This window comes from Pseudomonas sp. C 49-2 (assembly GCF_003970195.1).
In the GTDB taxonomy this organism is placed as follows: domain Bacteria; phylum Pseudomonadota; class Gammaproteobacteria; order Pseudomonadales; family Pseudomonadaceae; genus Aquipseudomonas; species Aquipseudomonas canadensis.
On the sequence record NZ_RXYG01000003.1, the window covers coordinates 456,745 to 483,551 of the forward strand.

22 protein-coding genes are annotated in these 26,807 nt (G+C 60.6%); 14 read left to right on the forward strand and 8 right to left on the reverse strand.

Annotation, left to right across the window (positions count from 1 at the left end; genetic code table 11):
- Positions 1 to 85 precede the first annotated feature (85 nt).
- A complete protein-coding gene (gene rlmM / locus EJ576_RS08525; protein WP_016975248.1) occupies positions 86 to 1,162 on the forward strand; it encodes a 23S rRNA (cytidine(2498)-2'-O)-methyltransferase RlmM in 1,077 nt (358 codons plus the stop codon).
- 27 nt (positions 1,163 to 1,189) lie between these two features.
- Entirely contained in the window at positions 1,190 to 1,441 is a 252-nt protein-coding gene (tusA, locus tag EJ576_RS08530) for a sulfurtransferase TusA (protein WP_126570035.1), read from the forward strand.
- Here tusA and EJ576_RS08535 read toward each other — a convergent pair.
- Positions 1,438 to 2,832, reverse strand: coding sequence for an MATE family efflux transporter (locus tag EJ576_RS08535; protein WP_126570036.1), 1,395 nt, complete (start codon positions 2,830 to 2,832; stop codon positions 1,438 to 1,440). The two genes, tusA and EJ576_RS08535, sit on opposite strands and share 4 nt — an antisense overlap.
- A gap of 140 nt (positions 2,833 to 2,972) precedes the next feature.
- Here EJ576_RS08535 and pdxB point away from each other — a divergent pair, with 140 nt between their 5' ends.
- Positions 2,973 to 4,115, forward strand: a complete 1,143-nt coding sequence (gene pdxB / locus EJ576_RS08540; protein ID WP_126570037.1) for a 4-phosphoerythronate dehydrogenase PdxB — start codon at positions 2,973 to 2,975, stop codon at positions 4,113 to 4,115.
- A 53-nt stretch (positions 4,116 to 4,168) separates the two neighbouring features.
- Here the strand turns inward: pdxB and EJ576_RS29750 are convergent, their stop codons facing one another.
- On the reverse strand, positions 4,169 to 4,342 hold the full coding sequence (locus EJ576_RS29750; protein ID WP_014717504.1) for a PA1571 family protein: 174 nt from the start codon (positions 4,340 to 4,342) through the stop codon (positions 4,169 to 4,171).
- Between the two features lie 248 nt (positions 4,343 to 4,590).
- On the opposite strand from EJ576_RS29750, the gene EJ576_RS08545 reads away from it, so the two are divergent.
- On the forward strand, positions 4,591 to 6,378 hold the full coding sequence (locus tag EJ576_RS08545; RefSeq protein WP_164393655.1) for an ABC transporter transmembrane domain-containing protein: 1,788 nt from the start codon (positions 4,591 to 4,593) through the stop codon (positions 6,376 to 6,378).
- 260 nt (positions 6,379 to 6,638) lie between these two features.
- Here the strand turns inward: EJ576_RS08545 and EJ576_RS08550 are convergent, their stop codons facing one another.
- On the reverse strand, positions 6,639 to 8,567 hold the full coding sequence (locus tag EJ576_RS08550; RefSeq protein ID WP_126570038.1) for a transglycosylase SLT domain-containing protein: 1,929 nt from the start codon (positions 8,565 to 8,567) through the stop codon (positions 6,639 to 6,641).
- Positions 8,568 to 8,780: 213 nt separating this feature from the next.
- Here EJ576_RS08550 and EJ576_RS08555 point away from each other — a divergent pair, with 213 nt between their 5' ends.
- Positions 8,781 to 10,700, forward strand: a complete 1,920-nt coding sequence (locus tag EJ576_RS08555; RefSeq protein ID WP_122724977.1) for an ATP-binding cassette domain-containing protein — start codon at positions 8,781 to 8,783, stop codon at positions 10,698 to 10,700.
- A 183-nt stretch (positions 10,701 to 10,883) separates the two neighbouring features.
- Here EJ576_RS08555 and EJ576_RS08560 read toward each other — a convergent pair whose 3' ends face one another.
- A complete protein-coding gene (locus EJ576_RS08560; RefSeq protein ID WP_122724979.1) occupies positions 10,884 to 11,324 on the reverse strand; it encodes a universal stress protein in 441 nt (146 codons plus the stop codon).
- 105 nt (positions 11,325 to 11,429) lie between these two features.
- Here EJ576_RS08560 and EJ576_RS08565 point away from each other — a divergent pair, with 105 nt between their 5' ends.
- The 7 genes from EJ576_RS08565 (at position 11,430) to EJ576_RS08595 (ending at position 19,953) form a co-directional block, all read left to right on the forward strand.
- Positions 11,430 to 11,867 (forward strand): hypothetical protein, encoded by a 438-nt coding sequence (locus EJ576_RS08565; protein ID WP_126570039.1) that lies wholly within the window; start codon positions 11,430 to 11,432, stop codon positions 11,865 to 11,867.
- 619 nt (positions 11,868 to 12,486) lie between these two features.
- Positions 12,487 to 14,634 carry a fatty acid oxidation complex subunit alpha FadB gene (fadB, locus tag EJ576_RS08570; protein WP_028619416.1) on the forward strand — a complete coding sequence of 716 codons (2,148 nt, stop codon included), beginning with the start codon at positions 12,487 to 12,489 and terminating at the stop codon, positions 14,632 to 14,634.
- A 29-nt stretch (positions 14,635 to 14,663) separates the two neighbouring features.
- Positions 14,664 to 15,839, forward strand: a complete 1,176-nt coding sequence (fadA, locus tag EJ576_RS08575; RefSeq protein WP_016975260.1) for an acetyl-CoA C-acyltransferase FadA — start codon at positions 14,664 to 14,666, stop codon at positions 15,837 to 15,839.
- 97 nt (positions 15,840 to 15,936) lie between these two features.
- Complete coding sequence (locus EJ576_RS08580) at positions 15,937 to 16,173, forward strand: DUF1653 domain-containing protein (protein WP_028619417.1); 237 nt, start codon at positions 15,937 to 15,939, stop codon at positions 16,171 to 16,173.
- A 114-nt stretch (positions 16,174 to 16,287) separates the two neighbouring features.
- Complete coding sequence (gene topA / locus EJ576_RS08585) at positions 16,288 to 18,909, forward strand: type I DNA topoisomerase (RefSeq protein WP_122724981.1); 2,622 nt, start codon at positions 16,288 to 16,290, stop codon at positions 18,907 to 18,909.
- A gap of 110 nt (positions 18,910 to 19,019) precedes the next feature.
- Entirely contained in the window at positions 19,020 to 19,541 is a 522-nt protein-coding gene (locus EJ576_RS08590) for a DUF6586 family protein (RefSeq protein ID WP_016975263.1), read from the forward strand.
- Positions 19,542 to 19,719: 178 nt separating this feature from the next.
- Positions 19,720 to 19,953 (forward strand): hypothetical protein, encoded by a 234-nt coding sequence (locus EJ576_RS08595; protein ID WP_016975264.1) that lies wholly within the window; start codon positions 19,720 to 19,722, stop codon positions 19,951 to 19,953.
- Positions 19,954 to 20,271: 318 nt separating this feature from the next.
- Here EJ576_RS08595 and sulA read toward each other — a convergent pair whose 3' ends face one another.
- Both sulA and lexA read right to left on the reverse strand, forming a co-directional pair.
- Positions 20,272 to 20,745: an SOS-induced cell division inhibitor SulA gene (sulA, locus tag EJ576_RS08600; RefSeq protein WP_028619419.1), complete on the reverse strand. Its 474-nt coding sequence runs from the start codon at positions 20,743 to 20,745 to the stop codon at positions 20,272 to 20,274.
- 10 nt (positions 20,746 to 20,755) lie between these two features.
- Entirely contained in the window at positions 20,756 to 21,364 is a 609-nt protein-coding gene (gene lexA / locus EJ576_RS08605) for a transcriptional repressor LexA (RefSeq protein ID WP_003172575.1), read from the reverse strand.
- Between the two features lie 263 nt (positions 21,365 to 21,627).
- On the opposite strand from lexA, the gene psrA reads away from it, so the two are divergent.
- A complete protein-coding gene (psrA, locus tag EJ576_RS08610; protein ID WP_016975266.1) occupies positions 21,628 to 22,335 on the forward strand; it encodes a transcriptional regulator PsrA in 708 nt (235 codons plus the stop codon).
- A gap of 136 nt (positions 22,336 to 22,471) precedes the next feature.
- Positions 22,472 to 23,482, forward strand: coding sequence for a beta-N-acetylhexosaminidase (nagZ, locus tag EJ576_RS08615; RefSeq protein WP_122724983.1), 1,011 nt, complete (start codon positions 22,472 to 22,474; stop codon positions 23,480 to 23,482).
- A gap of 48 nt (positions 23,483 to 23,530) precedes the next feature.
- Here the strand turns inward: nagZ and EJ576_RS08620 are convergent, their stop codons facing one another.
- Positions 23,531 to 26,221, reverse strand: a complete 2,691-nt coding sequence (locus EJ576_RS08620) for a DEAD/DEAH box helicase (RefSeq protein WP_126570040.1) — start codon at positions 26,219 to 26,221, stop codon at positions 23,531 to 23,533.
- 9 nt (positions 26,222 to 26,230) lie between these two features.
- A complete protein-coding gene (locus EJ576_RS08625) occupies positions 26,231 to 26,797 on the reverse strand; it encodes a CsiV family protein (protein ID WP_126570041.1) in 567 nt (188 codons plus the stop codon).
- Between the last annotated feature and the right edge of the window lie 10 nt (positions 26,798 to 26,807).

The window sequence follows — 26,807 nt, forward strand, 5'->3', positions numbered from 1 at the left end:
AAGGTTCCGAACTCCGTTATCATGCGCGGGTTTTCATGACAGGCATTGCGACAGCGCAACGTCAGTTGATTCACTTGGAGAGTTGATGAACACCCTTTTTATGCACTGCCGCCCGGGTTTTGAAGGCGAAGTCTGTTCCGAGATCGCGGACCTCGCCGCGCGCCTGAACGTTTCCGGCTACGCCAAGGCCAAGACCGGCAGCGCCTGCGCCGAATTTGTCTGCACCGAAGAAGACGGCGCCCAGCGCCTGATGCACGGCCAACGCTTTGCCGAGCTGATTTTTCCTCGGCAGTGGGCGCGCGGGGTGTTCATCGACCTGCCGGAAACGGACCGCATCAGCGTGATCCTCGCCCACCTGCGCGAATTCCCGGTGTGTGGCAGCCTGTGGCTGGAGATGGTCGATACCAACGACGGCAAGGAACTGTCGAACTTCTGCAAGAAATTCGAAGTGCACCTGCGCAAAGCCCTCCTGAACGCCGGCAAGCTGGTGGACGACCCGAGCAAGCCGCGCCTGCTGCTGACCTTCAAGAGTGGCCGCGAAGTGTTCATGGGCCTGGCCGAGTCGAACAACTCGGCGATGTGGCCGATGGGTATTCCGCGTTTGAAATTCCCCCGCGAAGCGCCCAGCCGTTCGACCCTCAAGCTGGAAGAGGCCTGGCACCACTTCATCCCCCGCGACCAGTGGGACGAGCGCCTGCACGGCGACATGACGGGCGTCGACCTCGGTGCAGCGCCCGGCGGCTGGACCTGGCAGTTGGTCAACCGTGGCATGCTGGTGACCGCCATCGATAACGGCCCGATGGCCGAAAGCCTGATGGACACTGGCCTGGTGCAGCACTTGATGGCCGACGGTTTCACCTTCGTGCCCAAGCAGCCGGTTGACTGGATGGTCTGCGACATCGTCGAAAAACCGGCGCGTAACGCCGCGCTGCTGGAAACCTGGATCGGCGAGGGGCATTGCCGCGAGGCGGTGGTGAACTTGAAGTTGCCGATGAAGCAGCGGTATGCCGAAGTGAAGCGCTTGCTGGAGCGCATCGAAGACGGCTTCAAAGCGCGCGGCATCCGCGTGGAGATCGGCTGCAAGCAGCTGTACCACGACCGAGAGGAAGTGACCTGCCACCTGCGTCGGTTGGTGGATGTGAAGAAAACCAAGGCCCGGTAGACTGGCGGCCAGTTTCAGGAGTAGATCATGAGCGATATTTTCGACACCGCCGTCGACGGCACCCTAGATGCAACAGGCTTGAATTGCCCAGAGCCCGTGATGATGCTGCACCAGCACATCCGCGACCTGGTGCCCGGCGGCTTGCTCAAGGTGATCGCGACCGACCCGTCCACGCGCCGCGATATCCCCAAGTTCTGCGTGTTCCTTGACCACGAACTGGTGGATCAGCAGGAGCAGGCCGGTACGTACCTGTACTGGATCCGCAAGAAGTCCGCTTAAACCCGCGCCTTGTCGGCGCGAATGCGCCGGCGTGCACTGCGCGCCAGGCGTACCAGCAACATCCCCGCCGCACAGCTCAGGCCCACGATCAGCCCTTGCCACAAGCCGCTTGGGCCGCTCGGCTCGCCCAGCCAATTCGTCAGCCCCAGGGCGTAACCCACCGGCAGGCCAACGCCCCAATAGGCGAACAAGGTCAGTACCATCGTCACTCGGGTGTCCTGGTAACCACGCAGTGCGCCAGCCGCCGTGACCTGGATCGAGTCGGAAAACTGGAACAGTGCCGAGAACACGATCAGCGTCGAAGCCAAGTGAATGACCACCGGGTCCGGGGTATAGATCGCCGCAATCTGCTCGCGAAACAGCAACATCAGGCTGCAGGACAGGCAGGCGTAGGCCAGCGCCGTGCCCATGCCGACACCTGCGGCGAAGCGGGCTTCACGCGGTTCGCCACGCCCTAGGGCCTGGCCGACCCGCACAGTGACGGCCATGCTCAGGGAGTAGGGGATCATGAACACCAGGGAGCTGACGTTCAGCGCGATCTGATGACCGGATACCACCGTGGCTCCCAAGCTGCCCAGCAGTAGGGCAATCACCGCAAAAATGCTCGACTCGGCAAAGATCGCCACGCCAATCGGCAGGCCAATGCCCAGCACGCGCTTGATCACCGCCCATTGTGGCCAGTCGAAACGCTTGAACAGTTCGCTGCTCTGGTAGGCCGGCCCCCAGCGGGTCCAGCCGGCCAGGCCAAGCATCATCACCCACATCGAAATGGCCGTGGCCCAACCGCAACCTACGCCGCCCATGGCCGGCAGGCCGAGGTGACCGTAGATGAAGATGTAGTTCAGCGGGATATTCAGCGCCAGGCCGCCCAGGCCCATGACCATGCTCGGCAGCGTACGGCCCAGGCCGTCACTGAAGCAGCGCAGCACGTAATAGAACGCAATGGCCGGCATACCGGCGGCGATGCCATGCAGGTAACCCATGGTGGGCGCGATCAGGTCCGGCTCAACCTTCATTGCATGCAGGATCGGCTCGGCGCAGAGCAGTAGCAGTGAGCCGATGATGCCGACCACCAAGGCCAGCCACAGTGACTGACGCACCAGCGGTCCGATTTCGCTGTACTGGCCCGCACCGTAGCGTTGGGCGACTTTCGGCGTGGTGGCCAGCAGCGTACCGCTCATCAGCAGGTAGACCGGGATCCAGATCGAGTTGCCCAGGCCCACCGCCGCCAAGTCTTGGGGACTGACGCGGCCGGCCATCACCGCATCGACAAAACTCATCGCAGTGGTGGCCAGTTGGCCGACCATGATCGGCAGGGCGAGCGTCAGCAGGCCGCCGACTTCCCGGCTGATGCGGGCGGGGCGGGTGAGGGTGGCAGAGGCAGTGTTCACGTACAGGTGTCCAATAAAGGGATGCGCAAGGACCGCGGATTCTACGCTTTGACGCATTGGTCAGGAAAAATCCTGTGTTAGGGATTTGTAAGCGCGGGTCGTGATCCCTGTACACTGCGGGTCCGCGAAAGGAGCCTGCCATGTTGATTGTTGCCGACGAAAATATTCCGCTGCTCGATGCATTCTTCCAGGGATTTGGCGAGATCCGCCGGGTGCCCGGCCGTTCCATCGACCGCGCCACAGTCGAGCAGGCTGACGTGTTGCTGGTGCGCTCGGTGACCAACGTTAACCGTGCGCTGCTGGAGGGGACGAATGTGCGTTTCGTCGGCACTTGCACCATCGGCACCGATCACCTGGACCTCGACTACTTCAAGCAGGCCGGCATCCAGTGGTCCAGCGCCCCCGGCTGCAATGCCCGTGGCGTGGTGGATTATGTGCTGGGCAGCCTGATGACCCTGGCTGAAATCGAAGGTGCCGACCTCACTCAGCGCACCTATGGCGTGGTTGGAGCCGGCGAAGTGGGCGGGCGGCTGGTCAAGGTGCTCAAGGGCCTGGGCTGGAACGTGCTGGTGTGTGACCCGCCACGGCAGATTGCCGAAGACGGCGATTACGTCAGCCTGGAGCAGATCATCGAGCAATGCGATGTGATCAGCCTGCACACGCCGTTGACCAAGTCCGGCAATGGCTCCACCTGGCACCTGTTCGACCGCGAGCGGCTCAACCAGCTCAAGCCCGGCACTTGGCTGATCAACGCCAGCCGTGGCCCGGTGGTGGACAACGCCGCCCTTCGCGAGGTGTTGCTGGCGCGCGAAGACCTGCAAGCGGTGCTGGATGTGTGGGAGGGCGAACCTGAAGTTGACGTGGACCTGGCCGACCTGTGCGTGCTGGCCACGCCGCATATCGCTGGTTACAGCCTGGATGGCAAGCAGCGCGGCACGGCGCAGATCTATCAGGCGTTCTGCGCGCACCTGGGGCAGGAGGCGAGCATTCAGTTGAGTGATTTACTGCCGTCGCCGTGGTTGGCCGAGGTGCAGTTGAACGCGTCCACCGACCCGGCCTGGGCGTTGGCGACCCTGTGCCGCAGCGTGTACGACCCGCGCCGGGATGATGCGGATTTCCGGCGTAGCCTGGTAGGCACCGTGCAAGAGCAGCGCAAGGCGTTTGACCTGCTGCGCAAGAACTACCCGGAGCGCCGTGAGATTGATGGCTTGAAGGTGCGCATCAACGGTGAATCGGCGGTGCTATCGAACATCATCCGCGCATTGGGCGCCGTGAGCGCTTAGACCCCCATAAAAAACCCGGCCACCTGGGCCGGGTTTGCAAGAGCATCGGCGCTTCAGCCTTGCTGGGCAGGCTTGACCAGTCGCTGTTCCAGTTCGCTGCACGCTTGCTGGATCATCTCTTCGGTAATCTGCACTTCGCGGCCTTTGGCGTCGATGTACGAGCAAGGCAACTGCTGCGGTTGGCGGATCACTTCAATCTTGGCATCGCTGCTGTTCTGCAAGGTCATGGCCTGTCTCCTCATCAGGTTGTTTACCTAGTTTGCGTCTTGACTCTAAGCCGCCCGAGTGACCACGCTGTTACAACTCTCTGCAAGATCACCGGTTTGAACACCCAGTCCACCAGAAACCGCCTCGGATTTCCAGCCAGGGGTTAGACCGATAGCCTCTAGGGATAGGTATCGGCGGGCATAATTAACCTGACTCATTGTTATTTGCCCAAGTTCCCCCAATGTTGAGGACAGGTTCCTCACTGGTGATGCCCTCCATGTTCTCAGTCCGTCAACGCCGCGCGATCCGCCTGGCCAGCCGCTTCATCGCGCCCTACCGCTGGCAGGCGCTCGGCGCCCTGTTGGCGCTGATCGTCACGGCCGGTATCACCTTGTCCATGGGGCAGGGCATCCGCCTGCTGGTGGACCAGGGTTTCATGACTCAATCACCACACTTGCTCAACCAGTCCATCGGCCTGTTCATGATCCTCGTACTGGGCCTGGCAGTGGGCACGTTTGCACGGTTTTACCTGGTGTCGTGGATCGGCGAACGGGTGGTGGCGGACATCCGTCGGCAAGTGTTCAACCATCTGATCTACCTGCATCCAGGCTTTTACGAGAACAATCGCAGTTCGGAGATCCAGTCGCGGCTGACCACCGACACCACGTTGCTGCAATCGGTGATCGGCTCGTCGCTGTCGCTGTTCCTGCGCAACGCGTTGATGGTCATCGGGGGCATCGTGTTGCTGTTTGTGACCAACCCCAAGCTCACCAGCATCGTGGTGGTGGCATTGCCGCTGGTGTTGGCGCCGATCCTCATCTTCGGCCGCCGGGTGCGCAGCTTGTCGCGGCAAAGCCAGGACCGCATCGCCGATGTGGGCAGCTATGTGTCCGAGACCCTCGGCCAGATCAAGACCGTGCAGGCCTACAACCATCAGGTGCAGGACGAGCAGCGTTTCGCCGTGACCGTGGAAGACGCCTTCACCACCGCGCGCAAACGCATCACCCAACGCGCCTGGCTGATTACCCTGGTGATCATGCTGGTGCTCGGCGCCGTGGGTGTGATGCTGTGGGTGGGCGGCATGGATGTGATCAGCGGGCGCATATCCGGCGGCGAGCTGGCGGCTTTTGTGTTTTATAGCCTGATCGTCGGCAGCGCCGTCGGCACCCTGAGCGAAGTGCTCGGTGAGTTGCAACGCGCCGCCGGGGCCGCTGAGCGGATTGGCGAGTTGTTGCAGTCGAGCAACGAAATCCAGGCGCCCGCCGCCGGGACCGTGCAACTGCCTGAGCGGGTCAGCGGCCGCATGGAACTGCAAAACCTGCGGTTTTCCTACCCTTCACGGCCCGATAGCTATGCTGTTGACGGCCTGAACCTGACCATCAACCCCGGTGAAACCCTGGCGCTGGTGGGCCCATCCGGCGCGGGCAAATCGACGATTTTCGACCTGTTGCTGCGCTTCTACGATCCCCAACAAGGCTGCATCCTGCTCGAAGGCCATCCGCTGACCGAACTCGACCCTATGGACCTGCGCCGCCACTTCGCCCTGGTGTCCCAGAGCCCGGCGCTGTTCTTCGGCAGCGTTGAAGACAACATCCGCTACGGCAACCCGACCGCCACTCGGGAACAGGTCGAAGCCGCCGCCCGCATTGCCCACGCCCATGACTTCATCCTGCAAATGCCCGACGGCTACCAGACTCACTTGGGCGACGGCGGCATGGGCCTCTCCGGCGGCCAACGCCAACGCCTGGCCATCGCCCGCGCGCTGCTGGTGGACGCGCCGATCCTGCTGCTTGACGAAGCTACCAGCGCCCTCGATGCCCAGAGTGAACACCTGATCCAGCAAGCGCTGCCGCAACTGATGCAAGGGCGCACCACGTTGGTCATCGCCCATCGATTGGCCACCGTGAAGAACGCTGACCGCATTGCGGTGATGGACCAGGGTAAGTTGGTGGCGGTCGGGACGCATCAACAGTTGATTGCGAGCAACGCGTTGTATGCGCGATTGGCGGCGTTGCAGTTCAGTGATGGGGTAGAGGTCGCGAACAGCGAGGTCTAGGCAAGTTGCCAAGCATTGTTGAGGGTTGCTGAGGGGGCTTCTGTGGTGAGCGGGCTTGCCCCGCGCTGGAGTGCGAAGCACTCCCAATTCAGTCGTCACGGTGTAGGTGTAGCCGATAAATTGTGATATCCGGTTTTGGGGCTGCTACGCAGCCCAGCGCGGGGCAAGCCCGCTCACCACAGAAAGCTAGCTGACCACCGCAGGCCCGCTTGCTACAGGGTTTTCAATCCCCTGGAGCAGGGGGACCTTCGGGCTAGGCCTTACTGATCATCAAAATACCGCTCATGCCAATCCACCAGCGGCTGTGGCGAGTTGAGTTTCTGCCCGTAGATCACCGAATAAGACAGCACGTTCTGCACATACTGGCGGGTTTCGTCGAACGGGATGCTTTCCACCCACACGTCGAAACTCAGGTGGTCGGCGCCGCGCAGCCATTGGCGCACGCGGCCGGGGCCGGCGTTGTAGGCGGCGGAGGCGAGTACGCGGTTGCCGTTGAACTGGCTGTGCACCTGGCTCAGGTAGGCGGCGCCGAGCTGGATGTTCTTGTCCGGGTCCAGCACCTGTGCCGGGGAGGCCAGGGGAATGCTGAACTTGCGCGCGGTTTCCTTGGCAGTGCCGGGCATGAGTTGCATCAGGCCGCTGGCACCGACGCCGGAGCGGGCGTCGTCCATGAAGGCGCTTTCCTGGCGAGTGATGGCGAACACCCAGCTGGAATGCAGGCCGCGCACCTTGGCTTCACGCACCAAGGTGTCGCGGTGCGCCATTGGGAAGCGGATGTCCAGGTCGTCCCAGTATTGCGCCTGGCTGATGGTGCGGATCGCCGGGAAGTACCACTTCATGTCGTAGGCCAATCGGGCCTGGGCGACCATCTCGTCACGGTTGAAGTGACGGCTGACGTGATACCACTCGCGGCGGCCATCCACGATCTGGCCTCGGGCGTAGAACTCCAGCGCACGGCGTACGCCGGGGGTGTTGCGCACCTTGTTGATTAGCGCCTGGCTCATTGGCAGCGGTTTGTTCTTCAACTGGTACGGGGCCTTGGAGCGATCCGCTGCGAGGAAGCCGTAGAAGTCGCGCTCTTGCGACAGGTGCTTGTACAGGACCAGCGCTTGCGGGTTTTTCGGCTCGGCCAGTTCCAGGCTGCGGGCCTGCCAGTAGCGCCAGCGGTTGGTGGTGGCCAGGTCTTGTGGGAGTTTGCGGGTCAACTGGTAGGCATCTTCCCAGCGGGCCAGGCGCAACAGCAGGCGCAGGCGCCATTCGGAGACGGTGTTGTCGCGCAGTTCTGGGTCGTACTTGGTCATCACCTCGAGGGCGCGAGGGTCATAGCGCTTGGCCAACGTCAGGCCTATTTCCCGGGCGATCGACACTTTTTCGTCACGGGAGAAGTGCATGCTGCTGGCGTAGCCATCGAGCAGGGCCATGGCCTTGTCCGGATCTTGGCGGGCCAGGCGACGCAAGCCCAGGCCGACGGCGTCCGACATGGCCTCGGTGGCCGGCAGGAAGCGTGACGGGTCGCTGAGCATGTCGGGTTTTTGTGCCACGTCCACCATCAGGCGGCCTTGGGCGCCGAGGGTAGGCAAGGTTTTCACCAGGCTGTTGGCGAGTGCGTAGTTGCGCGCTTCGGCGGCGAGTTTGGCGCGGTCCCAGATCTTCTGTTCGGTGAGCTGGCCGTCGGCCGCCCATTGGCCGAAGGTGGCATCGCAGGCTGCCGGTTGAGACTTGCCGGTCATCCACAGTTTTTCGGTGGTCTTGTAGCCTTCGGCTTTCAGATTGTGGGTGAGCTGGTACTGGCCATGCAGGCAGTCCAGCTCAACGAAATTAAGCTTGGCGTCGTAGTACTTTTCAAAGGTCTGCCAGTCGCCGCGTTCAGCCAGCCAGCGCAACCAGCGCAGTTTCATCCAGTTGGCCTGGGGCAGGTCGCCGTTTTTGGCGAGGAACTGCTCGATTTCCTGGTTGCTCGCGGTTTTCAGGCGGGCGGTCAGCTCGTCGTAGGCCAGGTAGGGCGTCAGCGGGTAGTCGGCCAGGGCCTGGCTGTATTGCATGTACGGGCCGGTGTCGCCTTTGGCCAGGGCGCGTTTGGCTTCATCGTAATATTGACGTTGGGTGGTGAGGTCCACGGCCTGGGCGGATTGAACGGCGGTGGCGGAAAGAAGCAGACAAGATAAAAAGTTGAAAAGGCGACTGCGCATGAGACGTCCGTGCAGAGAAATCACGACTAGCATCGGCACCGCCGACACTGATTGCCCCTAGCTTAGCCTTTTGCCCGACGCAGACGAAAGCTTTGCTGGGCGGTTCGTTCAAGTTCGTTGGAAATGTCCTACAGAACGTGTCGGCAGCGAAAATGCCAGCCGCATCCCACCCCTAACTCAGGTAGAATGCGCGCCCAGTTTTTGGAGAAGCGTATGACCCTGCTCAAATTCAGCGATGTGTCCCTTGCTTTCGGCGCTATGCCGTTGTTGGACAAGGTGTCCTGGCAGATCGCCCGTGGTGAGCGGGTGTGCATCATCGGCCGCAACGGCACCGGCAAATCCAGCATGATGAAGCTGGTCAAAGGCGATCAGAAGCCTGATGACGGCTCTGTATGGCGCGCGCCGGGCCTCAAGATCGGCGAATTGCCGCAAGAATTGCCGGTGGCCGACGGACGGACTGTGTTCGACGTGGTTGCCGAAGGCCTCGACGGCGTCGGCGCACTGCTCGCCGAATACCATCACCTGGCGCAGAACTGCGTCACCGAAGACGACCTGAACAAACTGATGCACGTTCAGCAAGACCTCGAAGCCCGCGATGGCTGGCGCTTGCAGCAACTGGTCGACAGCACCTTGAGCCGCCTGCAACTGCCGGCCGACAAGACCCTCGCCGAGTTGTCCGGTGGCTGGCGTCGTCGCGTGCTGCTGGCCCAGGCTCTGGTGTCCGAGCCGGATCTGCTGCTGCTCGACGAACCCACCAACCACCTGGACATCGGCGCGATTGCCTGGCTGGAAGAGGCCCTCAAGGAATTCCAGGGCGCCGTGCTGTTCATCACGCACGACCGTTCCTTCCTGCAAAACCTGGCGACCCGCATCCTCGAACTGGATCGTGGCGGCTTGATCGACTGGAACGGCGACTACGCCAGCTTCCTGGTGCACAAGGAAGCTGCGCTGGCCGCCGAAGAAACCGCCAACGCGCTGTTCGACAAGAAGCTGGCCCAGGAAGAAGTCTGGATCCGCCAGGGCATCAAGGCCCGCCGTACCCGTAACGAAGGCCGCGTACGCGCCCTGAAAGCCCTGCGTGTCGAGCGCAGCGAACGCCGCGAGCGCACCGGCAAGGCGAATATCCAGCTGGACACTGCCGACAAGTCGGGCAAGCAGGTGATGGTGCTGGAGAACGTCAGCTTCCATCACCCGGACGGCCCGTTCCTGATCAAGGACTTCTCCATGGTCCTGCAGCGCGGCGACCGTATCGGCCTGCTGGGCGCCAACGGCACCGGCAAGACCACCTTGCTCAAGCTGATGCTCAGCGGCCTGCAGCCGACCAGCGGCACCGTGGAAGAGGGCACGCGCATCGACGTGGCTTACTTCGACCAGTTGCGCCACCAGTTGGACCTGGAAAAGACCGTGATCGACAACGTCGCCGAAGGCCGCGACTTTATCGACATCGACGGCCAGAGCCGCCACGTGCTCAGCTACCTGGGCGACTTCCTGTTCAGCCCGCAGCGTGCACGTACGCCGGTGAAAGCCTTGTCCGGTGGCGAGCGTGCGCGCCTGCTGCTGGCCAAGCTGTTCAGCAAGCCGGCCAACCTGCTGGTGCTCGATGAACCGACCAACGACCTCGACGTGGAAACGCTCGAACTGCTGGAAGAAGTGCTGCTGACCTTCAACGGTACCGTGCTGATGGTGAGTCACGACCGGGCATTCCTCGACAACGTGGTCACCAGCACCCTGGTCTTCGAAGGTGAAGGCAAGGTGCGTGAATACGTCGGTGGTTACCAGGACTGGCTGCGCCAGGGCGGCTCGCCGCGCCTGCTGGGCGTGACCGAGAGCAAATCCGGCAAGGCCGACTTGAACTCGGCCGTGGTGGCTCCGGTGGCGGCGGCTGCGCCGGTTGCAGAGGCGGCGCCAGTGGGCAAGAAGAAGCTCAGCTACAAGCTGCAGCGTGAACTGGAAGCCTTGCCGGGTGATATCGAGGCCAAGGAACAGCAGATCGCCGCGGTAGAGGCGGAAATGGCTGACGCGGGCTTCTACCTGCGTCCGGCGGCGGAAACCGCCAAGGTCATCGCCTCCCTGGAAACATTGAACCAGGAGCTGGAAGCGTTGGTTGAGCGTTGGGCTGAGCTGGATGCCTGAGTGATTCCAGTGCATTAAAAAACCCGGTGTTCATTTTCATGAGCACCGGGTTTTTTATATGAAATACAGTTAAAAATGTGAGAGCTGGCTTGCCTGCGATAGCAGTCTGTCAGTTGATACACCTGGCGACTGACAGACTGCTATCGCAGGCAAGCCAGCTCCCACCTTTGATTTTCAGTGTTCTTAGGAGCTCTTCACCAGCTTCACCGCCAGTACGTCGCACGGCGCACCGTGCAGCACATCATTGGCTGTAGAACCCAGCAACAACGCCAAACCGTGACGACCATGGCTACCCACCACGATCAAGTCGCAAGCCTTTTCCTTGGCCAGATGGTGGATTTCCTGGCGCGGTTGGCCGTACGTCAGGTGGCAGTCTTCCTTTTTCAGGTGCGGGTATTTGAGAATCAAACGGTCCAGGCGCTCCTTGGCCTGGTCAAATTGTTGTTGCTGCAACTGGGAAAGGTCCATGGGCACGTCGCCACCAAAGGCCATGGCCATGGGCTCGACGATATGCACCAGCGACAGTATGGCGCCATTGGCCAATGCAGATTCCTGCGCGCGCTTGATCACCGGATCGCACTCTTCGGTCAGATCGACAGCGACCAGAATATGTTGGTAGGGCATGAGGCGTTCCTCCAAGGGACTGCAATATGTTCAGTATGGCTGCTTTCAAGCGGATGGGGTTGCGTCAGGTCAAATCCGCTCATCTAGAAATTCGGGAGTACACATATGACGGTCTGGATAGTGGTGTCAATCCTTGTGGTGGTTCTGAGCCCCCTGGCATGGCTGCGCCCGTCGCGCCATCAGAGCGGGCGCATGGCCCTGCGCATGGAGGCGCGCCGCATCGGCCTGGCCATGCAGTTGTCCCCCCAGGAATGGCCGCATTGGCTCAAGCAGGAGCCACCGAGCCCGTGCGCGCAGTACTGCCGGCCACGGCGTGGCAGCACACCGGCCATTTGGAGTTACTGGCAGTTGGAGCCCGGAGTCTGGGTGAATCAGTGGCGTGAAGTGTGTGTTGATGAAAAGTTGTTGCCGCATTTTGCGACGTTGCCGGACAACGTCTACAAGGTCGAAGCCGACAAGCAGATGATCGCCCTGTATTGGGGCGAGAAGGGCGAGGCGAGCGTGTTGAAGGCTATCGATACGCTACTCAGAGCCCTGGCCTGACACCGACCCTGGCGGCCTGCGACAACCCCCTGTAGGAGCCCGGCTTGCCGGCGATGGCGTTCTCAAGATTGGCGCAATGTTTGCGGGCCCCATCGCCGGCAAGCCGGGCTCCTACAAAGGGCGTGCAAATCATGGAAAACGGCAGGCAATAAAAAGCCCGACATCATCATCGGGCTGGAGTTGGCCAGGCAGGCCGGTAATTCTGTGTTCCCTGCGTCGGATGTTCATCCAAGCGCGGTACGGTTGTCGCTAGCCTAGCGGCATATCCCGTTCTGTACAGCCTTTTCCCTCATCTTTTGCATTATTGATTTCGTGAATATTTGAATATTGACGAGTCGCGGGCTTATGGTCGGGGTTCTGAAATGACTGGAAAGTCGCGTTTTTCCTAGCCTTTCGAGCGATTGACAATTGCTCGGAATTGGATGAAGGTGGCGTACCCAAATCAAACGGGCGTATGAATTGAGCGTTTGTCTGTCAGACCGCTCATACAGAATCCCGACTATCGCATTGGCGGGTGTGCCTGGCGGATTGGCATGAGCATTGACGCAACTGTCAGTGTCCAGCCAGAGGCCAGCGTCCAATGTGTACTGTTCAGCTTCCATATCGTGGAGATCAGTTGATGATTTACGAAGGTAAAGCCATCACGGTTAAGGCTCTTGAAAGTGGCATCGTCGAACTGAAATTCGACCTCAAGGGTGAGTCCGTCAACAAGTTCAACCGTCTAACCCTGAATGAATTGCGTCAGGCCGTAGACACCATCAAAGCAGATGCTTCGGTCAAGGGCGTGATCGTTTCCAGCGGCAAGGACGTGTTCATCGTCGGCGCTGACATCACCGAATTCGTCGACAACTTCAAGCTGCCCGATGCCGAGCTGGTGGCTGGCAACCTCGAAGCCAACAAGATTTTCAGCGATTTTGAAGACCTCAACGTACCGACCGTCGCCGCGATCAACGGCATCGCGTTGGGCGGTGGCCTGGAAATGTGCCTGGCGGCAGACTTCCGCGTCATGTCGGCCACGGCCAAGATCGGCCTGCCTGAAGTCAAACTGGGCATCTACCCAGGTTTTGGCGGTACCGTGCGCCTGCCGCGCCTGATCGGTGCCGACAACGCTATCGAGTGGATTGCCGCCGGTAAGGAAAACCGTGCTGAAGACGCGCTGAAAGTCGGTGCTGTCGACGCTGTGGTTGCCCCGGACAAACTGGCCGAAGCCGCATTGAACCTGATCAAGGGCGCCATCAGCGGCGAATTTGACTACAAGGCCAAGCGTCAGCCGAAGCTGGAAAAACTCAAGCTCAACGCCATCGAACAAATGATGTCGTTCGAAACCGCCAAAGGTTTCGTGGCTGGCCAGGCCGGCCCGAACTACCCGGCACCGGTTGAAGCGATCAAGACCATCCAGAAAGCCGCGAACTTCGGTCGCGACAAAGCTCTGGAAGTGGAAGCGGCTGGCTTCGTCAAACTGGCGAAAACCTCCGCAGCCCAGAGCCTGATCGGCCTGTTCCTGAACGATCAGGAACTGAAGAAAAAGGCCAAGGCCTACGACGAAATCGCCAAGGACGTGAAACAGGCTGCCGTACTCGGCGCCGGTATCATGGGCGGCGGTATCGCCTATCAGTCGGCGTCCAAAGGCACGCCGATCCTGATGAAAGACATCAACGAGCATGGCATCGAGCAAGGCCTGGCAGAAGCCGCCAAGCTGCTGGTCGGTCGTGTGGACAAAGGTCGCATGACCGCTGCGAAAATGGCTGAAGTGCTTAACGGCATTCGTCCTACGCTGTCCTACGGCGATTTCGGCCACGTCGACCTGGTGGTCGAAGCCGTTGTCGAGAACCCGAAGGTCAAGCAAGCCGTGCTGGCCGAAGTGGAAGCCCAGGTCAAAGACGACACCATCCTGGCGTCCAACACCTCGACCATTTCCATCTCGCTGCTGGCCAAGGCCTTGAAGCGTCCGGAGAACTTCGTCGGCATGCACTTCTTCAACCCGGTGCACATGATGCCGCTGGTGGAAGTCATCCGTGGCGAGAAGTCCAGCGAGCTGGCCGTTGCCACCACCGTTGCCTACGCCAAGAAAATGGGCAAGAACCCGATCGTGGTCAACGACTGCCCGGGCTTCCTGGTCAACCGCGTGCTGTTCCCGTACTTCGGCGGTTTCGCCAAGTTGGTCAGCGCCGGCGTGGACTTCGTGCGCATCGACAAAGTCATGGAGAAATTCGGCTGGCCAATGGGCCCGGCGTACCTGATGGACGTGGTCGGCATCGACACCGGCCACCATGGTCGCGACGTGATGGCTGAAGGCTTCCCGGACCGCATGAAAGACGACCGCCGCTCGGCGATCGACGCGCTCTACGAAGCCAAGCGCCTGGGCCAGAAGAACGGCAAGGGTTTCTACGCCTACGAGGCCGACAAGAAGGGCAAGCAGAAGAAAGTGGCCGACCCGTCGGTGCATGAAGTGCTGGCTCCGGTCATCTACGAACAGCGTGAGGTGTCGGACGAAGACATCATCAACTGGATGATGATCGCCCTGTGCCTGGAAACCGTGCGTTGCCTGGAAGACGGCATCGTCGAAACCGCCGCCGAAGCCGATATGGGCCTGGTGTACGGTATTGGTTTCCCTCCATTCCGTGGTGGTGCGCTGCGTTACATCGATTCGATCGGTGTGGCCGAGTTCGTTGCCCTGGCTGATCAATACGCTGATTTGGGCCCGCTGTACCACCCGACCGCGAAGCTGCGTGAAATGGCCAAGAACGGCCAGCGCTTCTTCGGTTAAGTGCCCAGACGACTAGAGCGAGAATATTTATGAGCTTGAATCCAAGAGACGTCGTGATCGTCGACTTCGGTCGTACGCCGATGGGCCGCTCCAAGGGCGGCATGCACCGCAACACCCGTGCCGAAGACATGTCGGCACACCTGATCAGCAAACTGCTGGAACGCAACGTCAAGGTCGACCCAAACGAAGTCGAGGACGTGATCTGGGGCTGCGTCAACCAGACCCTGGAGCAGGGCTGGAACATCGCGCGCATGGCGTCGCTGATGACCCAGATTCCGCACACCGCCGCCGGCCAGACCGTCAGCCGCCTGTGCGGTTCGTCGATGAGCGCGCTGCACACCGCCGCCCAGGCCATCATGACCGGCAACGGTGATGTGTTCGTGGTCGGTGGCGTGGAGCACATGGGTCACGTCAGCATGATGCACGGCGTTGATCCTAACCCGCACATGTCGCTGTACGCGGCAAAAGCCTCGGGCATGATGGGCCTGACTGCGGAAATGCTCGGCAAAATGCACGGCATTACCCGCGAAGCCCAGGACGCGTTCGGCCTGCGTTCCCACCAGCTCGCCCACAAGGCGACTGTGGAAGGCAAGTTCAAGGATGAAATCATCCCGATGAACGGTTATGACGAGAACGGTTTCCTGAAACTGTTCGACTACGACGAAACCATTCGTCCGGATACCACCCTGGAAAGCTTGGCCGCGCTGAAGCCAGCGTTCAATCCAAAGGGCGGCACCGTGACAGCCGGTACTTCGTCGCAAATCACCGACGGCGCTTCGTGCATGATCGTGATGTCGGCGCAACGTGCCCAGGATCTGGGCATCCAACCGCTGGCCGTGATCCGTTCGATGGCTGTGGCAGGTGTGGACCCGGCAATCATGGGCTATGGTCCTGTACCGGCCACACAAAAAGCCTTGAAGCGCGCAGGCCTGACCATCAACGACATCGACTTCTTCGAGCTCAACGAAGCTTTCGCCGCACAGGCCCTGCCCGTGCTGAAAGATTTGAAAGTACTCGACAAGATGAATGAGAAGGTTAACCTGCACGGCGGCGCGATTGCCCTGGGCCACCCATTCGGTTGCTCCGGTGCGCGTATCTCCGGCACTTTGCTTAACGTGATGAAGCAAAATGGCGGCAACCTAGGGGTTGCAACCATGTGCATTGGTCTCGGCCAAGGCATTTCCACCGTCTTCGAACGCGTCTAAGCGTTAGGTTGACGGAAGCCGGGGCCCAGTGCCCCGGTTTTTGTTTTTGGGTGGTTTTGTATTTTTTTTTTAACAAATTTTGTAAGAGGGCCAGAGCATGAAAGTCGAACCAGGGCTCTACCAGCATTATAAAGGTCCGCAGTACCGTGTTTTCAGTGTGGCACGCCACTCCGAGACCGAAGAAGAAGTAGTGTTCTACCAAGCACTGTATGGCGATTACGGCTTTTGGGTACGCCCCTTGAGCATGTTTGTGGAGACCGTCGAGGTTGACGGCGAGCAGGTCCCGCGCTTTGCTTTGGTCCAGGCCGAACCCAGTCTTTTTTCAGGGCAATAACGGCAGGTCGCGCAGAATGCTGCGCTTGACCTCACCTTGTTGCCACTATATATAGCGTTGCCGCGACAGGCGCCAACTGCCTTTCACTTCTCGAATTCAGGAATTTTCCGATCCATGGGCAAATCGCTGGTCATTGTGGAATCCCCGGCTAAGGCCAAGACCATCAACAAGTACTTGGGCAACGAGTACGTGGTGAAGTCGAGTATCGGCCATATCCGAGACCTGCCCACCAGCGGTTCGGCTAGCGCCAGCAAGGAGCCTGCCGCCAAGCGCGGCAAGGCGGCTGCGGGCGAAGGTCCGGTGCTCACCCCTAAAGAGAAAGCGCGCAAGCAGCTGGTCTCGCGCATGGGTGTGGACCCGGATCATGGCTGGAAGGCCAAGTACGAAATCCTTCCAGGCAAGGAAAAGGTCATCGAAGAGCTGCGCCGGCTCGCCAAGGATGCTGACACCATCTATCTCGCGACGGACTTGGACCGCGAAGGGGAAGCCATTGCCTGGCACCTGCGGGAAGCCATCGGCGGTGATGACAGCCGCTACAAGCGTGTGGTGTTCAACGAAATCACCAAGAAAGCCATCCAGGAAGCCTTCTCCAAGCCGGGCGAACTGGACATCGACCGCGTCAACGCCCAGCAGGCCCGTCGTTTCCTCGACCGCGTCGTGGGTTATATGGTTTCGCCGCTGCTGTGGGCCAAGATCGCCCGTGGCCTGTCGGCCGGTCGCGTGCAATCGGTTGCGGTGAAGCTGGTGGTGGAGCGTGAGCGCGAGATTCGTGCGTTCATCCCCGAAGAGTACTGGGAAGTCCACGCCGACCTCGGCACTGCCAAGGGCGCCAACGTGCGCTTTGAAGTGGCCCGCGAGAAAGGCGAGGCCTTCAAGCCGCTGAACGAAGCCCAGGCCATGGCCGCGCTGGAAAAGCTCAAGTCTTCCAGCTACAGCATCGTCAAGCGTGAAGACAAACCGACCAGCAGCAAGCCATCGGCACCGTTCATCACCTCCACCCTGCAACAGGCCGCGAGTAACCGCCTGGGCTTCGGTGTGAAGAAAACCATGATGATGGCCCAGCGCTTGTACGAAGCCGGCTACATCACTTACATGCGTACCGACTCCACCAACCTGTCGGTGGATGCGGTCGCGATGGCGCGTACCTATATTGAAGAAGAGTTCGGCAAGAAGTACCTGCCGGAGAAGCCGAACGTCTACAGCAGCAAGGAAGGCGCACAGGAGGCTCACGAAGCGATCCGTCCTTCCGACGCCAATACCACGCCTGCCAAGCTGAGCGGCATGGAGCGCGACGCTGAGCGCCTTTACGAGCTGATCTGGCGCCAGTTCCTGGCTTGCCAGATGCTGCCAGCGCAATACCTGTCCACCACTGTCACCGTGGCGGCCTCCGATTTTGAGCTGCGTGCCAAGGGCCGTATCCTCAAGTTCGACGGTTACACCCGTGTGATGCCGCAAATCGCCAAGCCTGGCGATGACGACGTGCTGCCGGACATGGCCCAGGGCGACACGCTCAAGCTGATCCAGCTCGACCCGTCCCAGCACTTCACCAAGCCGCCGGCGCGTTATTCGGAAGCCAGCCTGGTAAAAGAGATGGAAAAACGCGGTATCGGTCGTCCGTCGACCTATGCAGCGATCATCTCCACCATTCAAGACCGTGGTTACGTTGCGCTGCACAACCGTCGTTTCTACTCGGAAAAGATGGGCGACATCGTGACCGAGCGCCTGTCCGAGAGCTTCTCCAACCTAATGGACTACGGCTTCACTGCCGGCATGGAAGAGAATCTCGATGACGTGGCCCAGGGCGAACGCGACTGGAAAAACGTGTTGGACGAGTTCTACGGCGACTTCAAGAAAAAACTCGAAGTAGCCGAGAGCCCTGAAAATGGCATGCGCGCCAACCAGCCGGTGATGACTGACATCCCGTGCCAGACCTGCGGTCGGCCGATGCAGATTCGTACGGCGTCCACTGGCGTGTTCCTCGGCTGCTCGGGCTACAGCCTGCCGCCGAAAGAGCGTTGCAAGGCCACTGTCAACCTGGTGCCGGGTGATGAAATCGCCGCCGACGACGAGGGTGAGTCCGAGTCGCTGGTACTGCGTGGCAAGCACCGTTGCCCGATCTGCAGCACGGCGATGGACGCCTACCTGCTGGACGAGAAGCACAAGCTACACATCTGCGGTAACAACCCGGATTGCAACGGCTACGAGATTGAAGAAGGTACCTATCGCATCAAGGGCTACGAAGGTCCGAGCCTGGAATGCGACAAGTGCGGCAGCGAGATGCAGCTCAAGACCGGCCGTTTCGGCAAGTTCTTCGGTTGCACCAACCCAACCTGCAAGAACACCCGCAAACTGCTGAAAAGCGGTGACGCGGCGCCGCCGAAGATGGACCCGGTGAAGATGCCCGAGCTCAAGTGCGAGAAGGTCAATGACACCTACATCCTGCGTGACGGCGCTTCGGGGTTGTTCCTGGCGGCCAGCCAGTTCCCGAAGAACCGCGAGACCCGCGCGCCGTTGGTGCTGGAGATCGTGCCGCACAAGGATGAGATCGATCCTAAGTACCACTTCCTGTGTGAAGCGCCGAAGAAGGACCCGGATGGTCGTCCAGCCGTGATCCGCTACAGCCGCAAGACTAAGGAGCAGTACGTGCAGACCGAAGTGGACGGCAAGCCTACCGGCTGGAAAGCGTTCTACGACGGCGGCAAGTGGAAGGTCGAGGATAAGCGCCAGGGCGCTTGATCAACTAATCTGCCCACTATGTAGGAGCGGGCTTGCTGTGGCGAGGGAGCAAGCTCCCTCGCCACACTACACAGCCAGCATCACGCTTATTCGTTGTGGAGATTGCCGTCATGGCCAACGAACTCTATACCCGTACCAATCAGAAAATTTACTTCGCGGGTTTGTCCCTGGAAGCCCTTGGCCGTGCCGAGGAAGGGAAAGAGATGAATGCCATCGCGCTGGTCCAGGCGGGGCGTGAAGCAGCGTTGTTTCACCTGTACGGCGCTTTGCTGGGTTTGTGTCATGAAATCGCCGGGTTTTACCGCCTGCCTCAGGCCGGTTCACCCCGTGCAGAAATGATCATGAATCGCGAAGTGCTGGACGCGATGGCCATTCCTGAGCTGGCCGAACTGGTCGAAATGGCTCAAAGCCCGGACAGTTGGGTGGCGCGTTTGCTCAAGGCGCATGCGGATATGTTCCAGCCACCGCGTATTCCACATGTGCCCAAGGGCGATGTGACGCAGCCGCTGATCGTGGCGGTTGCGGTGGAAGAGGAAGAACCCAAGCCGTTGAGCCGTGAAGAGCTGGAGGGGTGGCGTCAGGAACTGAAAAAGATGGCGCTGCGCTTTCGCGAAGGCCTGAACGAGTGCTGATCCGCTCGTAGGAGCCGGCTTGCCGGCGATGCAGGCACCTCGGAGTGTGAGGCGCAACGCGTTGTAGCCATCGAAGCCGGCGACCATTCATCAAGCTGTCAACAAACCTGTTCAGATCCTCTGCGGGGCTGGGTGGATGACTGATATAATCCCGGCCTTTCGTGGAGAACAGATTTTTATGCCAACGTCCTTTCTGGAAATTGTTGAGTTGCCTGACGGCCGAATCGAGCTGCGCCGGGCTGAGGACGAGGGTTCTCTGGTTATCTTGGATTTTTCCGAAGACGCCAAGCAGTTCCTGCAAGGCCAACACGTGGAAGTGGCTAAAGCCATGTTGAGCGTGGGCGTGCAGATGGCCGGTCGCCTGGCTGAAGGCGAGCCGGAGAAAGACGAAGGGCCGCGGGTTCTTCACTGAGCCTTGTGGTGAAGGAGTCTGGGGTGGTTAGACAGGCTTCTGTGGTGAGCTAGCTTGCTTGTAGTGAGTGGGCTTGTTGTGGTCAGTGAGATTATTGTGGTGAGTGGGCTTGTTGTGGTGAGCGGGCTTGCCCCGCGCTGGGCTGCGCAGCAGCCCTAAATAGATTGACGCAGTACATCAGGTATTCCACGGTGCCTGGTTTTGGGGCCGCTTCGCAGCCCAGCGCGGGGCAAGCCCGCTCACCACAGAAGCCCGCATGTCACAGAAGCCCGCTCACCATAGAAGCCTGCATGTCACAGGACTTCGGTCGATCAGCACTCAGCCCAATCGAATATTCAAACTCTGCGCATCACCCGTACGAGCGGCGCTGATCAGCTGTTGCTTGGCGCTGACACTCAGTGGATTCAACCAGCTCACCACGGTATGGCTGCGGCCCAGGCGTAGTGCTTCGCAGGTCAACTGTTGGGCACTTTGCGCGCCGCGTGGCTGCAGCAACAGAATGCGCTCGCGGTTGAGGCCGGCATCCCGCAGCCAGGCCTGGGTCAGGCTGGCGGGTGGGGCGATCAGCGTCAGCCAGCGGGCGTCCTGTTCCTCGCTCAGATCGCGCAGGATCGGCGCCAGCAGGCTCAGGCAACTCCCCGCTGCACCGCGCAACGACAATTCACTGAACGCCTCAGGTTCGGCGCCCCAGGGCGCCTCGACCGTTTCCTTGAGGATAGGCGCAAGGGGTTGGGCCATGAAGGCCTCGAACAGCGACAGTTGTGTGTGTTGTGGGGTGTGGACGAGTTGCATGATGCCTCCTCTAGCGGCGAATGACGCCGACGCTCAAGCCTTCGATCACCAGGTCCTGATCTTTCAGGTTCACTTCAATCGGGGCGAACTCAGGGTTCTCGGCCAGGAGCCAGACCTTGCTGCCTTCGCGCTTGAAGCGTTTGACGGTGACTTCATCGCCGATACGGGCGACGACGATCTGGCCATTACGGGCTTCGCGGGTGGTGTGGACGGCCAGCAGGTCGCCATCGAAGATGCCCACGTCCTTCATGCTCATGCCATGGACCCGCAACAGGTAGTCGGCGCGAGGATGGAAGAAGGTCGGGTTGATGTTGCAGGATTCCTCGACGTGCTGCTGCGCCAGGATCGGCGCACCGGCGGCGACGCGGCCGATGATCGGCAGGGTCGATTCGTCGGCCTTGGCTTCGAAACCAGGAATGCGAATACCGCGCGATGCACCGGGGGTCATCTCGATCGCGCCTTTGCGAGCGAGGGCCTTGAGGTGTTCTTCAGCGGCGTTGGGGGACTTGAACCCCAGTTCCAGCGCAATTTCCGCTCGTGTCGGCGGGTAGCCGTTGTCATCGAGGCAGCGCTTGATAAAAGCCAGAATCTCAGCTTGGCGTGGCGTCAGTTTTAGCATGTTGATCGCTCTGTCTTTTTATACAGTGACTGGGATTATATACAGTGAACTGCTATTGGCAATCATCCTTTTCTGCCCCTCCGCTGGACGGTCATCGGGCAGGCTTCCCACAAGCCAGAGATAGCGCTGCCTACAGACCGGTATGGATGTGATTAAATAGCGATGAAATGTATGACTGCCCGGCCGGAAAGCGAACCCGCAGGCTTGACAAGACACACCCTGAAACGTATGTTTCAAACAAGTGTTTGTCAGGCGGAGTAGCCATGGCCCAGTCGGAAACCGTTGAACGCATTCTCGATGCAGCCGAGCAATTGTTCGCGGAAAAAGGATTTGCTGAAACCTCATTGCGGCTGATCACCAGCAAGGCTGGCGTCAACCTCGCTGCTGTGAACTACCATTTCGGCTCGAAAAAGGCCCTGATCCAAGCCGTGTTCTCGCGCTTCCTGGGGCCGTTCTGCGCCAGTCTTGACCGTGAGCTGGAGCGTCGCCAAGCCAAGGCTGACCATAAGCCGACCCTGGAAGAGTTGTTGGAAATCCTCGTCGAGCAGGCCCTGGTCGTTCAGCCCCGCAGCGGCAACGATTTGTCGATTTTCATGCGCTTGTTGGGCTTGGCGTTCAGCCAGAGCCAGGGTCACCTGCGCCGTTACCTGGAAGACATGTACGGCAAGGTTTTTCGTCGCTATATGTTGCTGGTTAACGAGGCGGCCCCGCGTATTCCGCCGATCGAGCTGTTCTGGCGCGTGCACTTCATGCTCGGTGCTGCCGCGTTCAGCATGTCCGGGATCAAGGCGTTGCGGGCCATTGCCGAGACCGATTTCGGCGTGAATACCTCAATCGAACAGGTCATGCGCCTGATGGTGCCGTTCCTGGCCGCCGGCATGCGTGCCGAAACCGGTGTGACCGACGCCGCCATGGCCGCTGCTCAATTGCGCCCACGCAGCAAGTCCGCGCCAATACCCGCCAAGGTTTGACCGCACCGGGTGGGCGCGACCGCTTGCATCCGCTAAGCTAGCGGCCCATGCCGAATTCAGCTATCTACTCGCAACCCGTTGTACTCACTGTGCGTGGTGAGGGCAACGGGTTGTGTGCGTTATTTAAGGAAGGTTTATGACTGCTGCCCTGCAAGGTTCTTTGATGGTTGACGTGGCCGGCACCTGGCTGACGGCCGAGGACCGCCATCTGCTGCGCCAGCCTGAAGTGGGCGGCCTGATCATCTTCGCGCGCAACATTGAGCATCCGCGCCAAGTGCGGGAATTGAGTGCAGCGATTCGCGCTGTGCGCCCGGACCTGCTGCTGGCCGTCGACCAGGAGGGCGGCCGCGTACAGCGCCTGCGCCAGGGTTTCGTGCGTTTGCCTGCCATGCGTGCCTTGGCGGATAACCCCAACGCCGAATACCTGGCCGAGCAGTGTGGCTGGATCATGGCGACTGAAGTGTTGGCCGTTGGCCTGGACCTGAGCTTCGCCCCGGTGCTGGACCTGGACTACCAGCGCAGCGCGGTGGTCGGCACCCGATCCTTCGAAGGCGACCCCGAGCGCGCAGCCGTGCTGGCTGGTGCATTCATCCGCGGCATGAACAGCGCCGGCATGGCCGCTACCGGCAAGCACTTCCCCGGTCACGGTTGGGCTGAGGCCGATTCCCACGTCGCCATTCCCAATGATGAACGCAGCCTGGAACAGATTCGTGCCAACGACCTGGTGCCTTTCGCACGCTTGAGCCAGCAACTGGCCGCCGTGATGCCCGCCCACGTCATCTATCCGCAAGTCGACGCCCAGCCAGCTGGGTTCTCGCGCCGCTGGCTGCAGGACATCCTGCGCGGTGAGTTGCAGTTCGATGGGGTGATTTTCAGCGATGATCTGTCCATGGCCGGTGCCCATGTGGTGGGCGACGCCGCCAGCCGCATCGAAGCGGCGCTGACGGCGGGTTGCGACATGGGACTGGTATGCAACGATCGTGCGGCGGCTGAGTTGGCGTTGACTGCCGCTCAGCGGATGAAGGTCACGCCATCGCCACGCATTGCGCGGATGCGTGGGCAGGCAATTGCTTCGACGGAATACAAGCAGGATCCGCGTTGGCTTGCGGCGCTGACTGCGTTGCGGGATGCTCAACTGATTGAGTGAGACCGTGTTGCGTCTATCGCCGGCTTGCCGGCGATGGCGATCTAACCGTCAGCGCTTTTCCTGTTTGTTGGGCAACGGCGCAAACAACGCCTCAATATCCTCATTGCCCAACTGCCAATCCCCCGTCGTACGCCCATCCAGCACGCCCGCTGCCAGGTCGGATTTTTCCTTCTGCAGGTGCTGGATTTTCTCTTCCACCGTGCCCCGGGCAATCATCTTGTAGACGAACACCGGCTTCTCTTGCCCGATGCGATAGGCGCGGTCGGTGGCCTGGTTCTCCGTGGCCGGGTTCCACCAAGGATCATAGTGGATCACCGTATCGGCCTCGGTCAGGTTCAGGCCAACACCGCCGGCCTTCAAGCTGATCAGAAAAATCTGCAGCTTGCCGCTCTGGAAGTCCTTCACCGGCGTGCGCCGATCCCGGGTCTGGCCGGTGAGCAGTGCGTAGGCCACGCAGCGTTTTTTCAGCTCGACTTCGATCAGGCTCAACATCGAGGTGAACTGGGAAAACAGCAGGATCCGCCGACCCTCCTCAAACAGCTCCTCAAGCATTTCCATCAAACTATCGAGTTTGCCTGAGCTGCTGCCACGTGCGGGCAGGGTCGCGTCGTTGACCAGCCGCAAATCGCAACACACTTGGCGTAACTTCAGCAGCGCCTCAAGGATGATGATCTGGCTGCGCGCCACGCCTTTGCGGGTGATCTCGTCGCGGACTTTCTTGTCCATGGCCAGGCGCATGGTTTCGTACACGTCGCGCTGGGCTTCATTGAGGTCGACCCAGTGGATGATCTCGGTCTTGGGTGGCAACTCAGTCGCCACCTGTTCCTTGGTGCGGCGCAGCAGGAAAGGTTTTATCCGACCGTTGAGGTGTTGCAACCGCACATCACTGGCACGCTTTTCGATGGGCACGCGGTAATCACGGTTGAAGCTTTTTACATCACCGAGCCAGCCAGGCAGCAGGAAGTGAAACAACGACCACAATTCGCCCAGGTGGTTTTCCAGCGGCGTGCCGCTCAGGCACAGGCGTTGGCGTGCGTTCAGCTCGCGTGCCGCCTGGGCCGCCTTGCTGGACGGGTTCTTGATGTACTGGGCTTCATCGAGGATCAGTACATGCAAGGGCAGGGCGGCGAGTTGTTCGATGTCCTTGGGCAGCAGCGCATAGGTGGTCAGCAGCAGGTCATAGTCCGGCAGGTTGGCGAAATGTTTCTTACGCCCTGCGCCATACAGCGCCAACACCTTGAGTTGCGGTGTGAAATGCGCCGCCTCATCCAGCCAGTTGGGAATCAGGCTGGTGGGCATGACCACCATGCACGGCCGATCCAGGCGACCGGCGATTTTCTCAGTGAGAATATGCGCCAGGGTCTGTAGGGTTTTGCCCAGGCCCATGTCATCCGCAAGTATGCCGCCGACATCAAGCTGACGCAGCGACTGCATCCAGCTCAAGCCTTCCAGTTGGTAAGGGCGCAAGGTCGCGTTCAGCCCTTCAGGCGCTACACACGTGAAATCCTTGATATCCCGCAGGCGCTGGGCAAAGTTGCGGATCTTCTCGCCACCTTCCCACTGCAGCGGTAGGTCTTCCAGCGGGTTAAGCCGGATCGCATCCGCCTTGGCCAAGCGCAGCGTAGTGGTGCCGGCTTCCTGTAGGTAAAACTCACCAAGGGTCGCCAGCACCGGTTTCAATCGGCCGTAGGGCAGCGCCACTTGTATCGGGCCGTGACCATTGGGCAGGCCTGGGATGTTCACCAGAATCAGCTCATCATCACGGCGCCGCGCCAGCTTCTCCGGGTTGAGGATCTCGGTGTGGGAACGCATCAGGTTTAGCAGGATCGGCAACAGGCTCAGTCGCTCGCCGTTGACGATGATCCCCAGCTCCAGATCGAACCAATCACGCTCCGGACCTTCGTCAACCGTGGCGTACCAGTCATCGACCGCGCTGAGGTCGAAGCCGAAATCATCATCGATCAGCAGCTCCCAACCCTCGGCTCGCAGTGTCGGTGTGGCATTGAGGGTGAAGGTCAGCCAGGCACTGTCATTGACCATCTCGAACAGCTCGCCGGCGCTTTCCGGCAGTGCCTTGCTCTGGCGCGTGGCGATCTTGAAGCCCAGCAGGCGCAGTTGTTCGCGATACGGTTGCTCAAGCTCCGGATGCCGCTTGATGCGCAGGCTCTGGGTGTCCTGTCGCACGATGATGTCGGCGTTTTTCTGCCCGCTGACGTAGTTGCCCAAGTAGTTGAACGACAGCGCCGCCCGGTGCTGGATATAGCGCTGCATCTTGCCGTTGCGCGGTTCAAAGGCGCTGAATTCGACACTGGCCATCCACAGGCGCGGCACCGGCACCACGTCTTCCATCACCACTTGCGGCAGCACCGCCCGGTTTTCCAGCACGGCCTGGAGTTTTTCCAGCAGCTCGGCATCCTGTGCGGCGGCGGGGTAGGCCAGGGTTTCCTGGACCTTGAGCAATACCGCGGCGATGTGTTTGCAGTTGGTGTGCACCGGGCAGGTACAGCGGCTGTCCACCAGGATCAAGGTGCCCTTGGCCGATTCGCGCAACGAGATGGTCTGCCGATACACGTTGCCGCCGGAGCCTTCGCAACTGGCGACGATGGTGCTGTCGCCGCATTCGACGATGCGCACCCGGTTTTCCAGCGCATAACGTCGCCCGCGCTCAAGGCTCTGCTCTTTAAAGCGATTGGCCCAGGAAGGCGCCAGGGGTTTGGTCAGCGACGACGTGAGGGACATGGCGCTGGATCAGTCCTGAATGTCGGATGGTGGCGCGCTGGGTGGCTTGGCGGTCAGCGAGGTGATCTTGATCAGCAGCGCGAGGTGGCCACCGTCCAGGTAGTTGAGCTGGTTGTTCTTGGTACGCACGTCGGTCTGGCTCAGCTGCTCGCTGGCGATCACGCTGCCGTTGGCGTCGAACTGGTTGATCCAGAAGTTCGCATCAATGTCGGTAAAACGGCCCAGTTGCAGGCTCAACACGCCCTCGATCGGAAACTGGCCGAATTGTTCCTGGCCGTCGGTGATTGCGACCTTGACCGGCTGCTCGCCCAGGTTCTGTTCCCACGCCTTATGCAGCAGCACTGTGTAGGTGGGGTCGGCACGCAGCTTGTCGACAATGTTGGACAGGCGCGGCGGGCTCAGTCTGTCGGCCAGGCGCGCTGCCCCGGCATCCCAGTTTTCCGGGGCGGCGCGGCTGTTGATCACCGGTTCGGCGTTCTGGCGCACCAGGATCATTTCCACCTGGTACGGGCTGTCGGCGAACGCCGCAGGTGCCACGACCACCAACAACAGGCTCAACATGCGGAACAGGCGCATTGGGGCGTCC